This is a genomic window from Streptomyces sp. NPDC048566, assembly GCF_043199735.1.
Classification (GTDB): Bacteria; Actinomycetota; Actinomycetes; order Streptomycetales; family Streptomycetaceae; genus Streptomyces.
This window is the reverse complement of the sequence record NZ_JBICWL010000001.1, coordinates 62856-77392: the sequence shown is the minus strand read 5'-3', so window position 1 is coordinate 77392 and position 14537 is coordinate 62856. Positions and strand designations below refer to the sequence as shown.

Genomic DNA, 14537 nt, shown 5'->3' with positions numbered 1-14537 from the left:
GGCGTCTCCCCCGGAACCGGCACCGGGACGCCCGGCCTCACCGGGCTCCGCCGGGACGCGGTCGCCGCCCGTGCGATCCTCCGTGCCGTCGCCCGGCGTGCGCGCGGTCAGGCCGCCTGCACCCGGTCGCACACCGGCATCGTCCGCGCTCTCGTCGGCAGCGTCCGTGGCCCCGTCCGAGCGCCCGTCGCGCGGTGCCTCGCCGGACGGATTCACCCCGCCGTCGTTCGGGGCGGTCCCGCTCTCCCTGCCGGAACGCCCGCTTCCCGTCTCCGGTGTCGCCCCCACACCGCCGGAGACGGGGTCGGCGCCCCGGTGCACCGGTCTGGTGGAAGGAGCGTGCAGTCCAGGGGCCTCGGCCGTCGACGGCCTTCCGGCGCTCTCCGACGACGCTTCGCTCTCCCGGGGCTCCGGCGCGGTGTTCCGCTCATCGTGCCCGGGCGGCCCCGCGCCCTCCGGGTGCTCGGGCGCCGTGCTGCCCGGCCGCCCGGGGCGAGCGGTCTGGGGGGCTCGGGCGCCGGTCGGCCCGGCGGCCCCGCGGTCTCCGCTGCTCGCCGGCGCTCCGTGTCGCCTACGGCACGTCGATCAGCCGCCGATGCCGCGTCACTCGGTTCCGGCGTGGACGGTATGTCGGACAAGGGACCCCCTCCCGACCGGCCTCGGGGCAGCCCTCGGAGCGCCACTGCGCCGGGAAGGCCGCCGACCGGTGTCTTGTCGGCGCACACCCGCCAAGATCAACGGGCGGCGTGGCGGACACGGTATCCGCGCACGGCACGACTCAGCAGGTGAGGCCGGGGTTGTAGCGAGCCTGTGACAGTCGCCGGGTCCGGCGCGGCAGAGGGGGCGGACGTCCCGCCCCCTCTGCTCTGCTCGTCCGCAGCGCCTCCGCAGTGCCCTGCCGCGTGCCGCCCACGGATCCGCCGACGGCGCCGCGCATCCGGGCCGAGCCCCGCTCACGTCGGGCGCAGGCGTCGGACGCGCGGCACGCGTCGTATGCCGGGCACCTCACCGGCGAAGTCCTCGTACGATCTGCGCGCTCGCCGGCCCCGTCACCATGACCGGCGCCGGAAGGGCGGCCGGAGCCCCGCGGTCCGATCAACCCGGACGCACGCGCGACGAGGGGCGGAACCCGTGCGCCGCGGCGCGCCCGGGACTCCCCCGTCCCCGGGGTGCCTCAGTCCGCTGTGTGCCCCGGGATCCATTCCGGCAGTCCCTCCGTGGCGTGCAGCCAGGCCGCGGGCGGGGCCCCGGCCTTGCCCGCGGCGACCACGCCGCCCACGATGGCGCACGTGGTGTCCACGTCGCCGCCGACCTGCGAGGTGCCCCAGAAGCCCTTCTCGTAGTCACCCAGGGTGCGGGCCGCCGACCAGAGGGCGAACGGGACGGTGTCGTGCGCCGTCGTGCGCCGTCCGCAGCCGAGGACGGCGGCGACGGTCGCCGCGTCGTCGTAGTCGAGCATGTCCCGGGCCCGGCGCAGCCCCGCGCCGACGGCGCTGCGAGGGATGAGCCCGATGACGCCGTCGAGCAGCGCCTCCGCGCCCGGCGGGCCCGCCGGGTCGGCGGCCAGCGCGGCAGCGGCGGCGACGGCCATCGCGCCGACCACGGCCTCGCGGTGCTGGTGCGTCGTGTAGGCGGAGATCTCCGCCTGGTGGGTGGCCTGCTCGGGGTCGTCCGCGTACCAGGCGCCGAGCGGGGCGATCCGCATCGCGGCGCCGTTGCCCCAGGAGCCGTGACCCTTGAAGAGGGCGGATGCCAGCTCGCGCCAGTCGCCTCCCTCGCGGATCTGCCCCAGCATGCGGTTGACGGCGGGGCCGTAGCCCCGGTCGACGTCGTGGCGCGCGGCGAAGGAGTGCGCGAGCTCGTCCTGGTCGATGCGACGGTGCCTGGCGAGCACCGCGACGACCGAACAGGCCATCTCGGTGTCGTCGGTCCACCGCCACGGGGTGGGAGGCAGCTCGCGGCGCTTGAGCAGCGGGTAGTGCACGGGCACGAAGAACTGCGAGCCCAGCGCGTCACCGACCGCGAGTCCGCGCAGGCTGGCCAGGGCGCGGTCGAGCCGGCCGTCGGGAGAGGTGTCAGCGATCATCGCCCTGCCACTCTATCCGGTGAATCCGTACGATTCCGGTTCACGCCAGTGATCGAAGGGACGGTCCAGGGTGTACCTGCCGTCGTCCCCCAGAACGAGCATCCGCGTCTCGCCGTTCCCGGGGTTCGAGAGCGACTCGAACTCCGCGACCGTCCAGTGGAACCAGCGCATGCAGAACAGCCGCATGGCCAGGCCGTGGGTCACCAGGAGCACGTTCGGCGGATGGTCGGGGGCCTCGAAGCTGCGGTACAGGCTCTCCAGGAAGCCGCCGACCCGGTCGTAGACGTCCGCCCCGGACTCCCCTTGCGCGAACCGGTAGAAGAAGTGCCCGTAGGCGTCCCGGTAGGCCTTCTGGAGCCGGACGTCGTCGCGGTCCTGCCAGTTCCCCCAGTCCTGCTCGCGCAGGCGCGGCTCCTCGCGGACCCGGACGAGCCCGGGGTCGAGCCGGAAGGCGCGGAAGGTCTCGTGGGTGCGGCGGTACGGTGACACGTAGACGCTGACGCGCTCGCCGCCGACGACCTCCCGGAGCCGCTCGCCCGTCTCCGCGGCCTGCTGCCGGCCCTTCTCGGTGAGGGCCAGGGCGTGGTCGGGCTCGCGTTCGTACACGGTGTCATCGGCATTGCCCACCGACTCGCCGTGGCGGACAAGGATGATGCGCCGTGGTCGTGCCATGCCGAAACCCTAGATCGTGTCGGCGCGAACCGAGCGGTCGTACGGGCTCATACGGCGTAGGTCACACCGTTCCCGCACATCGGGGACGTGCCGGGGACAGGGCTCAGACGATCCAGCCGGGCTCCAGTCGCACGATGTCCCCGGCGAGGGCGGCCACGTCGGCCTCGATCTGGGCGCGCAGCGCGAGCCGCTCCACCCGCTCCTCGCGGTACTTCCCGTGCTCGGCGGTCGACAGCCACATGGACAGGACCAGGAACTCGCTGCCCGGGGCCTCGCCGAACAACCCGCGCACCATGCCGGGCGAGCCGGCCATCGCCGGGTTCCAGACCTTCTCCTGCATGAGCGCGAAGTGCTCCGCACGCTCCTCGTGGACCCGGCAGTGCGCGACCCGGACCACGTCGGCGTCCGTGAAGCGCGGCTCGAAGCCGGTCTTGACGTCGAAGCGGTGGTCGAACAGCTTGACCTGGACGTCCTTGAACGTGCCGGACTGCGATGCCGCCAGCCGGTCGTGCGAGCGGGCCATGAAGGAGTCGTAGAAGGCGCGGCTCTCCCAGAAGGAGATGATGTGGGCGACACCGGGGCGCCCCGCGCTCCATCCCCCGCCCTGCCCCCGGAATCCCGGCTCCCCCAGCAGCCCCGCCCACTTTCGCTGCCCTCGTTCGAAACCGCGGCGGTCGACCACGGTGCAGCGAATCCACTTGACCAGCACCGCGCCATCGTAAGGCCACGAAGCGGGACACCGGAGGCGGTCGGACCGACTTGATCCGCGCGGGCGCGCCCGCACCCGTGGCACGATGGTCAACCGGCCTCGCTTGCGCGGCAGTTGGCCGGATCACTGCTGGGACGACGGGGAGGGGAGATCCGATGAGCGGTCTCAACAAAGGCATCCGCAAGGCGGAGTTGGCCATCCGGTGGGATCCGAGCGCGGTCGGTGAGCCGGCCACCGATCTGGACATCATCGCGGCGACGTATCCCGCCTCCGCACCGCAGGCGGAACCCGCCTACGTCGTGCACTTCGACAGCCGTTCGCCGGACGGCACCATCTATCTGAACCGCGACAGCAAGGACGGCAAGGGCTTCGGCTGGGACGAGGTGATGACCCTGGAGCTGGACCGCCTGCACGGCGACTACGCGCGCGTGGTGATCGGGGTGCTCATCCAGCAGCGCTCCGGGGCCAAGACGTACGCCGGGGTGCTGAATCCCGGTTTCCGGCTCCGCGAGGGCTACACCGTCCTGACGGAGGGCGACTTCGGCGACGTGCCGGACGCGACGGCGGCGACCCTGGGCGAGTTCGTGCGCGACCACTCCGGGGAGTGGACCTTCCACCCGGGCGTCCACGGCTTCGACACGGACCCGGCCACGTTCGCGCGGGTCATGGGGAGCCCTCAGGAGGCGTGAGACCGGGCCCCCCACGCGGGCGCCCCGTACGCCGAGGGCGGTGAAGCCGGGCGACCGGCTCCACCGCCCCGATCAGGCAGTCCACGCCTCAGCGGCGCCCGAGATCAGCTGCAGCCGCTGGTCGATCCGCAGCCCTCGCAGATGTAGCAGGAACCGGCGCGCTGCATCTTCGTGCCGCAGGAGAAGCAGAGCGGGGCGTCGGCCTGGATGCCCAGCTGCATCTCGACGAGTTCGGCGCTGGTGTGCGCCTCCTTCGGCGCGGGCACGACCACCGCTTCCTCGGCCTTCGGGGTGGCGACGGCCTTCAACTCCTGGGCGCGGGGCGCCGACTGGGCCAGGCCCTCGACGTCGACGTCGTCGTCCTCGGAGTGCTCGTAGGAACCCGTCTCCAGGTGCCGCTGGCGCTCCTCGGCGGAGTGGATGCCGAGCGCGGAGCGCGTCTCGAAGGGCAGGAAGTCGAGCGCCAGGCGGCGGAAGATGTAGTCGACGATCGACTGCGCCATCCGCACGTCCGGGTCGTCCGTCATACCGGCCGGCTCGAAGCGCATGTTGGTGAACTTGGAGACGTACGTCTCCAGGGGCACGCCGTACTGGAGCCCGACCGAGACGGCGATCGAGAAGGCGTCCATCATGCCGGCGAGGGTGGAGCCCTGCTTCGACATCTTCAGGAAGACCTCGCCGAGACCGTCGTCCGGGTAGGAGTTGGCGGTCATGTATCCCTCGGCACCGCCCACCGTGAAGGAGGTGGTGATGCCGGGACGGCCCTTGGGCAGGCGCTTGCGGACCGGGCGGTACTCGATGACCTTCTCGACCGCGGTGCGGATGGCGTCCTCGGCCTTGGCGGTGACCTCGGCCTTCTCCTTCTCCTTGGTCTTCGCGGAGAGGGGCTGCCCGACCTTGCAGTTGTCGCGGTAGATGGCGAGCGCCTTGACCCCCATCTTCCACGCCTCGAAGTAGACCTCCTCGACGTCCTCGACGGTCGCCGTCTCCGGCAGGTTGACCGTCTTGGAGAGGGCGCCGGAGATCCACGGCTGGATGGCGGCCATCATGCGGACGTGACCCATCGCGGAGATGGACCGCTCGCCCATGGCGCAGTCGAAGACCTCGTAGTGCTCGTGCTTGAGGCCGGGGGCGTCGACCACGTTGCCGTTCTCGGCGATGTGGGCGACGATCGCCTCGATCTGCTCCTCCTGGTATCCCAGGCGGCGCAGGGCCTGCGGCACGGTGCCGTTCACGATCTGCATCGACCCGCCGCCGACCAGCTTCTTGAACTTGACCAGCGCGAGGTCGGGCTCCAGGCCGGTGGTGTCGCAGGACATCGCGAGACCGATGGTGCCGGTCGGGGCGATCACCGAGGCCTGCGCGTTGCGGAAGCCGTTCTTCTCGCCGAGCCGGACCACGTCCTGCCAGGCCTCCGTGGCGGCGGCCCAGATCGGGGTGTCCAGGTCGTCCATCCGGACGGCCGTGGTGTTGGCGTCGGCGTGCTGCTTCATGACGCGCTGGTGCGGCTGGGCGTTGCGGGCGTAGCCGTCGTACGGGCCGACGACCGCGGCGAGCTCCGCGGAGCGCTTGTAGGACGTGCCGGTCATCAGGGAGGTGATGGCACCGGCGAGCGCCCGGCCGCCGTCGGAGTCGTACGCGTGGCCGGTCGCCATCAGCAGGGCGCCGAGGTTGGCGTAGCCGATGCCGAGCTGGCGGTAGGCGCGGGTGTTCTCGCCGATCTTCTGGGTGGGGAAGTCGGCGAAGCAGATGGAGATGTCCATCGCGGTGATGACCAGCTCGACGACCTTGGCGAAGCGCTCGATCTCGAAGGACTGGCGGCCCTTGCCGTCGTCCTTGAGGAACTTCATCAGGTTCAGTGAGGCGAGGTTGCAGGACGTGTTGTCCAGGTGCATGTACTCGCTGCACGGGTTCGAGCCGTTGATGCGGCCGGACTCCGGGCACGTGTGCCAGTGGTTGATCGTGTCGTCGTACTGGATGCCGGGGTCGGCGCAGGCCCAGGCGGCCTCGGCCATCTTGCGGAAGAGCGACTTGGCGTCGACCTCCTCGATGACCTCACCGGTCATGCGCGAGGTGAGGCCGAACATGCCGCCCGCCTCGACGGCCTGCATGAACGTGTCGTTCACGCGCACCGAGTTGTTGGCGTTCTGGTACTGGACGGACGTGATGTCGTCGCCGCCCAGGTCCATGTCGAAGCCCGCGTCGCGCAGGGCGCGGATCTTCTCCTCTTCCTTGACCTTGGTCTGGATGAAGTCCTCGATGTCGGGATGGTCGACGTCGAGAATGACCATCTTGGCCGCGCGGCGGGTGGCTCCGCCGGACTTGATCGTTCCCGCGGAGGCGTCGGCGCCCCGCATGAAGGAGACGGGGCCCGAGGCGTTGCCGCCGGAGGAGAGGAGCTCCTTGGAGGAGCGGATGCGGGAGAGGTTCAGGCCGGCGCCGGAACCGCCCTTGAAGATCATGCCCTCTTCCTTGTACCAGTCGAGGATCGACTCCATGGAGTCGTCGACGGACAGGATGAAGCAGGCGGAGACCTGCTGGGGCTGCGGGGTCCCGACGTTGAACCAGACGGGGCTGTTGAAGCTGAAGATCTGGTGCAGGAGGGCGTAGGCGAGCTCGTGCTCGAAGATCTCCGCGTCGGCGGGCGAGGCGAAGTACTTGTGGTCCTCGCCGGCCTTCCGGTACGTCTTCACGATGCGGTCGATGAGCTGCTTGAGGCTCACCTCGCGCTGCGGGGTGCCGACGGCGCCCCGGAAGTACTTGCTGGTGACGATGTTGACCGCGTTCACCGACCAGAAGCCGGGGAACTCGACGCCACGCTGCTCGAAGTTGACCGAGCCGTCGCGCCAGTTGGTCATGACGACGTCACGGCGCTCCCACTCCACCTCGTCGTACGGGTGCACGCCGGGGGTGGTGTGAAGGCGCTCGATGCGCAGTCCCTTGGTGGCCTTGGCCCCGCCCTTGGTGCGAGATCCTCGTGCCGGACCGCTCGCCGTCTCTGTCATGCCGCCTCCCTGTATCAGGCTAAAACGCCCTGAAAGGCCACGTTCTTCCCGTGGCGCGATGTGCTTCTGGTGCCGCGCACCGCCGGAACACGGCAGGTCGCGGCAGGTCTGTGTGTGTCACCTGCGAGAGAGGTCCGGACGATCCGAGGGGCCCGGACCTGCGGTCAGTCGGCGGCGGTGGCGGGCACGGGGACCTCGGGGGTCCGGCCGCGGCCGCGGTCGTTCTCCTCGCGCACGTCGGCCGGGTCGTCGTCGTCCACGGCGGCGCGCTGCGTCACTTCGCGGAGTTCCGCGATGGCCGTCTCGAAGTCGTCCAGCGAGTCGAAGGCCCGGTAGACCGAGGCGAACCTCAGATAGGCCACGAGGTCGAGCTCCTGCAGGGGTCCGAGTATGGCCAGACCCACGTCGTGGGTGGTCAGTTCGGCGCTTCCGGTAGCCCGCACCGCCTCCTCGACCCGCTGGCCGAGCTGGGCGAGCGCGTCCTCGGTGACCGGCCGCCCCTGGCACGCCTTGCGGACGCCGTTGATGACCTTGGTGCGGCTGAAGGGCTCGGTCACGCCAGAGCGCTTCACCACCATCAGCGAGCACGTCTCCACGGTCGTGAAACGACGGGAGCAGTCGGGGCACTGGCGGCGCCTGCGGATCGACGTGCCGTCGTCGGTCGTACGGCTGTCGACGACGCGGCTGTCGGGGTGCCTGCAGAAGGGGCAGTGCATGGCTCCAACCCTCCTTCACGGCACGACTCATGGACTTCCAGGGACCTCAGGGGCCCCGCGAAGCAGCCTCAAGCATAGGCGATGGCCGGGGGCCCGGAGACCGGGGGACCACAACTTCTGGGCTGCTGTCGCAATCCAACCACTAGATGTGGGGCCTGGCACGCCAAGTCGCCCGATCCGCGCGTGTCGCGCCCGTATGGGCATGTGCCGCGCAGCCGCACCCATTCAGGACACCCGGGGCAGCGCGGCCGACGCACGGAGGGGCAGCCGGTTCCCGGAGGGCGTGGCGGGGAGTGGCACACTGGGCTCCCGCCCGGACCGGCAGGGTCGGCCACCGCCTCGGCGGTGAAGAGTACCGCAATGGACGCTTTCGTCCGTCCGGTGCGTCGCCAGCGCTACACCCAGACACATGATCACGTCAGCTAAATCGCGGTTTTTCACTCGAACGTGTGTTTGGCGCAACCTTTCGAAAGCAACTACCGTTGTCCAGCAGGGAGACCATCGAGAGGGGCCGACGTGACCACCACCGCAGACAGCGCCACCATCACTGCCCAGGAGCGCTCCCAGGGCCGACTCGAGCCGGTGCATGCGATGAACGAAACCGCGAACCATGAGGGGCCCAAGCGCTCCCTGCCCGGCCGACCTCCCGGCATCCGGGCCGACAGCTCGGGACTCACCGACCGGCAGCGCCGGGTGATCGAGGTGATCCGGGACTCCGTGCAGCGGCGCGGTTACCCGCCGTCGATGCGGGAGATCGGGCAGGCCGTCGGGCTGTCCAGCACCTCCTCGGTCGCGCACCAGCTGATGGCGCTGGAGCGCAAGGGCTTCCTGCGCCGGGACCCGCACCGGCCGCGGGCGTACGAGGTGCGCGGTTCCGACCAGGCGTCGGCGCAGCCCACGGACACCGCGGGCAAGCCGGCCGCGTCCTACGTGCCGCTGGTCGGCCGGATCGCCGCCGGTGGCCCGATCCTCGCCGAGGAGTCGGTCGAGGACGTCTTCCCGCTCCCCCGCCAACTGGTGGGCGACGGTGAGCTGTTCGTGCTGAAGGTCGTCGGCGACTCGATGATCGAGGCCGCCATCTGCGACGGGGACTGGGTGACGGTCCGCCGCCAGCCGGTCGCCGAGAACGGCGACATCGTCGCCGCGATGCTGGACGGCGAAGCCACGGTCAAGCGCTTCAAGCGCGAGGACGGCCACGTGTGGCTGCTGCCGCACAACGCGGCATACCAGCCCATCCCCGGCGACGAGGCGACCATTCTCGGCAAGGTCGTCGCCGTGCTGCGCCGGGTGTAGCACCGCGAGGGCGCGTCGTCGCCCCGCCCCTGGACCGGGCCCCGGAACCAACTGCGCCGGTTCCGGGGTCCTGCGCGTGCCGGTCGCCTTCGCGCCCGCCCCGCGGAGCGCCGTCCGGTGCGGGCCCGGGGACCACGGGTCCCACCGGTCGCTGCCGCTCCCGCTCGATCCGGCAGCGACCGACCCGGCTCTACGCCTCGTCCGCCGACTCCCCCGGTCCGTCCGGCTCATCCGCGACCGCGGGTGCCTCCGCGGCCGGGGCCTCCCCCGCCGACGCGGCCTCCTGCGCGGCGGCCGATCGTACGGCCTCGGTCTCCTTCGCCTTCTCGTCGATCGCGGCCAGGGAACGGCGCACCTGGTTCGGGTCCGTGGTGGACCAGAAGTCGGGCAGCGACGCCTTCAGATAGCTGCCGTAGCGGGCCGTGGCCAGGCGCTGGTCGAGCACCGCGACCACGCCCCGGTCCCCGGACGCCCGTACGAGGCGGCCGGCGCCCTGGGCCATCAGCAGCGCGGCATGGGTGGCGGCGACAGCCATGAAGCCGTTGCCCCCGTTGTCCTCGACCGCCTTCTGGCGCGCACTCATCAGCGGGTCGTCGGGACGCGGGAACGGGATCTTGTCCATGACGACGAGCTGGCAGCTCGTGCCCGGCACGTCCACCCCCTGCCAGAGGGAGAGCGTTCCGAAGAGACAGGTCTTCGGATCCGCCGCGAAGTTCCGGATCAGCTCGCCGAGGGTCTCCTCGCCCTGCAGCAGGATCGGGTACTCGGGGATGCGCGAGCGCAGCTCCTCCGCCGCGAGCTGGGCGGCCCGCATCGAGGAGAACAGGCCGAGCGTGCGACCGCCGGCCGCCTGGATCAGGTCGGTCAGTTCGTCGAGCATGTCGCCGCGGTCGGCGTCCCGGGTGGGCCGTGCCAGGTGTTTGGCCACGTAGAGGATGCCCTGCCGGGGGTAGTCGAACGGCGAGCCGACGTCGACCCCCTTCCACGGGGGGACGTCGTCGCCGGCGGTGCCCTCGGGGGCGAGTCCCAGCGAGGCCCCCACGCCGTTGAAGTCGCCGCCCAGCTTGAGCGTCGCCGACGTCAGGACGACGGAGCGGTCGGTGAAGAGCTTCTCGCGCAGCAGACCCGACACGTTCATGGGGGCCACGCGCAGGGAGGCACCGAAGCGGTCGTGGCGTTCGTACCAGACGACGTCCCACTCGGAGCCGTTCGTGATGCGCTCCGCCACGTCGTGCACGGACTCCACGGAGGCCAGCGCCTGCTTGCGTACGGCGTCCTCGTCCTGCACGGACTTGTCGCGGGTCGCGCCGATCGCCGAGATGACCTGGCGGGCCGCGTCCCGGAGCGCCATCAGCGCGTACCCGAGGTCCTCGGGGATCTCCTCCAGACGGCCGGGCAGGGCCAGCTCCATCAGGCGTTCGAAGCCCTCGGCGGCGGTCTGGAGCTGGTCGGCCGCCTTCTCGTTGACCAGCTTCGCGGCGCGGCGCACAGCCCGGTTGACCTGGCCGGGGGTGAGTTCGCCCGTGGCCACGCCGGTGACCCGGGAGACCAGTTCGTGGGCCTCGTCGACGATCAGCACCTCGTGCGGCGGGAGGACCGGCGCGCCCTCGATGGCGTCGATCGCGAGCAGGGCGTGGTTGGTGACGACGACCTCGGCGAGTTTGGCGCGCTCGCGGGCGGCCTCCGCGAAGCACTCCGCACCGTAGGCGCACTTGGTGGCGCCCAGACACTCGCGGGAGGAGACGGAGATCTGGCCCCAGGCCCGGTCGGAGACGCCCGGGGTGAGGTCGTCGCGGTCGCCCGTCTCGGTCTCGTCGGACCAGTCGCGCAGCCGCAGCAGGTCCTGCCCGAGCCTGCTGGTGGGGGCCGCCGCTTCGAACTGGTCGAAGAGGCCCTCGTCCTCGTCCTGCGGCATGCCCTCGTGGAGGCGGTGCAGGCACAGGTAGTTCGACCGGCCCTTGAGCATCGCGAACCCGGGCCGGCGCCGCAGCAGGGGGTGCAGGGCGTCCACGGTGCGGGGCAGGTCCCGCTCCACGAGCTGGCGCTGGAGCGCCAGGGTGGCGGTGGCCACCACCACCCGCTCCCCGTGGGCGAGCGCGGGCACCAGATAGCCGAGGGACTTTCCGGTGCCGGTGCCCGCCTGGACCAGCAGGTGGGAGCTGTCGTCGATGGCGTCCGCGACGGCTTCGGCCATGGTCACCTGGCCGGGGCGCTCCGTGCCGCCGACGGCGGCGACGGCGGCGTGCAGGAGTTCGGGGAGTGAGGGCTTCGTCATAGCGGTGCCAGCCTACGGGGCGCCACCGACAGCCGGTCGATCAAGGCCGGGGCCGGGGGCGCGACAGGGACGGGGGCGGGGCGGCGCTCACCGGGAACCGCCGGCGAGGGAGCCGCGCGCGGGCCGGAGCAGCGGGACCGGCGGTGCGGCGGGCCGGGACTCTGTCCGGTGCCGGCCGGCATCAAGCACCGCGCGCAGCGGCCGGTCACGGACCATCAGGGCGGCCCGCTTGCCGGGCAGCTCGACTTCGGCGGAGTAGCGGAATCCGGCGCTCAGGAAGGCGGAAACGGAGGGCGTGTTGCGCAGGTCGGGCTCGGCGACGACGCGGCCGCAGGCGGGCCGCCGGTCGAGGACGAGGTCGGCGACGGCCGTGAGCAGGGCCGTGCCGAGGCCCCGCCCGCGGTCGGCGACGGTGCCGATGAGGAGGTGGATGCCGGTGTCGTGGGGGCGGGCCGGATAGTGGCGCGCCAGGGGGTCGAGATCGGCCCGGTAGATCTCCCAGTAGCTCATCGGGGTGCCGTCGAGCACGCCCAGGCAGGGCACGCTGCGTCCGTCCCCGTCGAGCTGCGCCCGCAGGTGCTGCTCGACGACCGCCTCTGGTCCGGCCAGTTCCCAGAAGGCGGCGACGGCCGGGTCGTTCATCCAGCGGGAGAGGAGCGGTACGTCCCGCCCGCGGTGCACGGGGACCAGTTCGAAGACACCGGCGCCGGTGGTGACCGGGCCCCAGCCGGCGACACCGCCGAGCAGGTCGCCGCGGGCATCGCCGTCCCCGGCCTCCGGCCCCCGGGCGCCTTGGTCCGCGGCCCTGGTGGCCGTGCCGTGGGAGCGCCGGCGGGCTCGCTCCGGGGCCCCGTCCGGCCGGGGGCGTTCGCCGTCCGCGGCGAGGAGGGCGAGCAGTTCGCCGGGGAGCCGCAGGTCGAGGGTGTCCTCGCAGTCGGTGGGGGTGCCCGGGTCCGCTCCGGTGACGGTGCGCGGCGCGGCGGCGGAAGCGGGTCCGGGCGTGAACGGAGCGGCGGCCGGGGTGCCGGTGTCGGCGCTCGCGTCGGTGGGAGGCACGAGGCTCCTCTCGGGAGGCGGGGCGGGGCGGGCCCGTCAGGAGGACAGGGGGTTGGAGACGGTGACGTAGACGGACTGGGTGTCCACGGGTCCGACGAGTTCGTCCAGGCCGTTGAGGCGCGTGAGCAGGTTGGCCTTGCAGCGCAGCGCGGGCGAGTCGAGCAGCAGGGAGGGCAGCGGGGTGCGCAGCCGGTCCGGGCCGGTGGCGACGTCGGACAGGAAGCGGCGGAAGGCGGCGAGCAGCAGCTCCTCGCCGGCGAGCCCCTGGGAGCCGAAGGCGCCCACGAGTCCGAGGACGTTGTTGATGCCGAGGTAGTACGCGAACCGTTCGTCGGTGACCTCGTCGGGGACGAAGGTGTCGCTGTGCTCGCCGATGCCGGGCAGCCGGGCGTCGAGGTCCGCTCGGCGGGAGGCGCGGAAGTAGTAGCCCTGGTTGTCCCGGTACCGGCCCCCGGCGGGCCAGCCGTCCGCGTCCAGCACGAGCAGGGTGTTCTGCTGGTGGGCCTCCAGGGCGATGCCCGCCTCGGCGTCCAGCCAGAGCACGGGGCGGACGACGTGTTCGAGATAGCGCAGGAACCACTCGGCGGCGACGGCCCCGTGCGGTCGCCCGGTGCGTGCGGCGAGCCGGGCGACGAGTCCGGCGAGCCGGGACCGCATCGGGGGCCTGCCCTCGGCCGCGGGGTGGGGGCGAGGGGAGACGAGTCCCGCGACGCAGCCGGCGTCGTCGGCCGGGCCGAACGGGTTGTGCCGGATCATCACGTCCAGGCCCGCGACGGGTCCGCCGTCCGGTGCGTCGACGGCGAGCCAGGCCGGGTCGCGGACGATGTCGAAGCCGGGATGGACCGCCTGCCACTCCTTGAACAGGCCGCTGCGCAGCAGGCGGTGGACCTCGACGCCCCGGTGGAGTTCCTTGCGCAGGTTCTCCCGGCGGGAGTTGGTGATGCGCAGGCCCAGGGAGAGTTTCAGCATGGACGGCGTGCCGGGGCGGTAGACCGTGCGGACGGAGGAGGTGGGGTGCCAGGGTGCTCCGAGCGGACCGAGGTCGAGCAGCAGTCCGGCGTCCAGGAGAGCGGCGGTCTGCGGGCGGTGCCGGAGTTCGCGCATCTGCCAGGGGTGCAGGGGCAGAGCGGCAGCGTATCCGTCGGGCAGGTCCAGCTCGGCACCGGCCAGCCGCCGGGTCAGTTGCTCCGCCGACACGGGCCGCCCGCGCTCCGTCCACGCCGAGTCGCTCGCGAGCACCGAGGGGGCCACGGCCGTCCAGTGCAGGGGAAAGGACCCGCGGGACTCGGGCGAGTAGATCCGGCCCTCGGCCTCGGAGAGACCTTCGCGGCTCTTGGGGGCCGGGTGCAGCGGGTGGCCGAGGAGGAGGGCCTGTTCCGCGGCGAGGAAGAGGTCGGGCCCGTCGGCGGGGCGCCGTCGGCGGTCCTCGATGAACTCGGCGGTGCGCCGGACGGAGTCGGCGACGCGCCCGACGAGTTCGGCGCCCGCGTCGGCCGCTCCGTCCGCCGCGCGGTCCGCGCGGTGGGCCGGTGCGCTGTCCGCCGGACCGGTGCGGGGAGAGGGGACGGTGTGCGGCGGGGCGGGCGGTCCGCCCGGGGCTGCCCGGCCGGGCGGGGCCGAGGCGCCGACCGTCGGGGCGGTCTGCGGGTGCCGGGGGGCGGCGGCCTCGCGGGCGAGGAGCGCCGCCACGGTGACGGCGTCGGCGGGCGGCGCGTCCTCCGGCGCGTAGGCGAGGTGTGGAGGGCCGAAGCGGTGCCAGCCGGTGGCGGACCAGTAGAGGACGGGGACGAGCAGGATCGCGCCGCTGGCCGGGAGCGGGATGCGGAGGGTGCCGTGGTCGGGGGCGGGGAGGTCGTTCTCGCGCACCCAGCAGCGCAGCAGGTTCTCCACGGCCGCGGCCTGGGCCGCGCTCCGGGGGTCGGGGTGCTCCAGCGGGTCGGGGATGGAGTCGTGCCGCTCTGCGGCGATGCGGTGGCCGTCGGTCCCTCGGGGCCACGCTTCCGCCGGGGCCGGCCGGGGAGCGGGCTGCCCGGCGG

General features: G+C 72.5%; 10 protein-coding genes. 2 read left to right on the top strand and 8 right to left on the bottom strand.

Annotated features, from left to right (window positions below):
- Nucleotides 1–1174 precede the first annotated feature (1174 nt).
- From ACGFS9_RS00290 to ACGFS9_RS00280, 3 genes are all read right to left on the bottom strand, one after another.
- Nucleotides 1175–2086: an ADP-ribosylglycohydrolase family protein gene (locus ACGFS9_RS00290; protein ID WP_393249192.1), complete on the bottom strand. Its 912-nt coding sequence runs from the start codon at nt 2084–2086 to the stop codon at nt 1175–1177.
- 12 nt (nt 2087–2098) lie between these two features.
- A complete protein-coding gene (locus ACGFS9_RS00285; RefSeq protein WP_393249190.1) occupies nt 2099–2758 on the bottom strand; it encodes a histidine phosphatase family protein in 660 nt (219 codons plus the stop codon).
- A 103-nt stretch (nt 2759–2861) separates the two neighbouring features.
- Nucleotides 2862–3467 carry a YdbC family protein gene (locus ACGFS9_RS00280; protein ID WP_393249188.1) on the bottom strand — a complete coding sequence of 202 codons (606 nt, stop codon included), beginning with the start codon at nt 3465–3467 and terminating at the stop codon, nt 2862–2864.
- Nucleotides 3468–3622: 155 nt separating this feature from the next.
- Between ACGFS9_RS00280 and ACGFS9_RS00275 the strand changes: the two genes are divergently transcribed.
- A complete protein-coding gene (locus ACGFS9_RS00275; RefSeq protein WP_393249186.1) occupies nt 3623–4156 on the top strand; it encodes a TerD family protein in 534 nt (177 codons plus the stop codon).
- Between the two features lie 104 nt (nt 4157–4260).
- Here ACGFS9_RS00275 and ACGFS9_RS00270 read toward each other — a convergent pair whose 3' ends face one another.
- On the bottom strand, nt 4261–7161 hold the full coding sequence (locus ACGFS9_RS00270) for a vitamin B12-dependent ribonucleotide reductase (protein ID WP_393249184.1): 2901 nt from the start codon (nt 7159–7161) through the stop codon (nt 4261–4263).
- A 164-nt stretch (nt 7162–7325) separates the two neighbouring features.
- Nucleotides 7326–7877 (bottom strand): transcriptional regulator NrdR, encoded by a 552-nt coding sequence (gene nrdR, locus ACGFS9_RS00265; RefSeq protein WP_393249182.1) that lies wholly within the window; start codon nt 7875–7877, stop codon nt 7326–7328.
- 516 nt (nt 7878–8393) lie between these two features.
- Here nrdR and lexA point away from each other — a divergent pair.
- Nucleotides 8394–9170, top strand: coding sequence for a transcriptional repressor LexA (lexA, locus tag ACGFS9_RS00260; RefSeq protein WP_393249180.1), 777 nt, complete (start codon nt 8394–8396; stop codon nt 9168–9170).
- Between the two features lie 190 nt (nt 9171–9360).
- Here lexA and ACGFS9_RS00255 read toward each other — a convergent pair whose 3' ends face one another.
- The 3 genes from ACGFS9_RS00255 to ACGFS9_RS00245 all read right to left on the bottom strand — a co-directional run bounded on the left by ACGFS9_RS00255 (nt 9361) and on the right by ACGFS9_RS00245 (nt 14469).
- A complete protein-coding gene (locus tag ACGFS9_RS00255; RefSeq protein ID WP_393249178.1) occupies nt 9361–11445 on the bottom strand; it encodes an ATP-dependent DNA helicase in 2085 nt (694 codons plus the stop codon).
- Nucleotides 11446–11532: 87 nt separating this feature from the next.
- Nucleotides 11533–12501: a GNAT family N-acetyltransferase gene (locus ACGFS9_RS00250; protein WP_393249176.1), complete on the bottom strand. Its 969-nt coding sequence runs from the start codon at nt 12499–12501 to the stop codon at nt 11533–11535.
- Between the two features lie 36 nt (nt 12502–12537).
- Complete coding sequence (locus ACGFS9_RS00245; protein ID WP_393250452.1) at nt 12538–14469, bottom strand: IucA/IucC family protein; 1932 nt, start codon at nt 14467–14469, stop codon at nt 12538–12540.
- Nucleotides 14470–14537 lie beyond the last annotated feature (68 nt).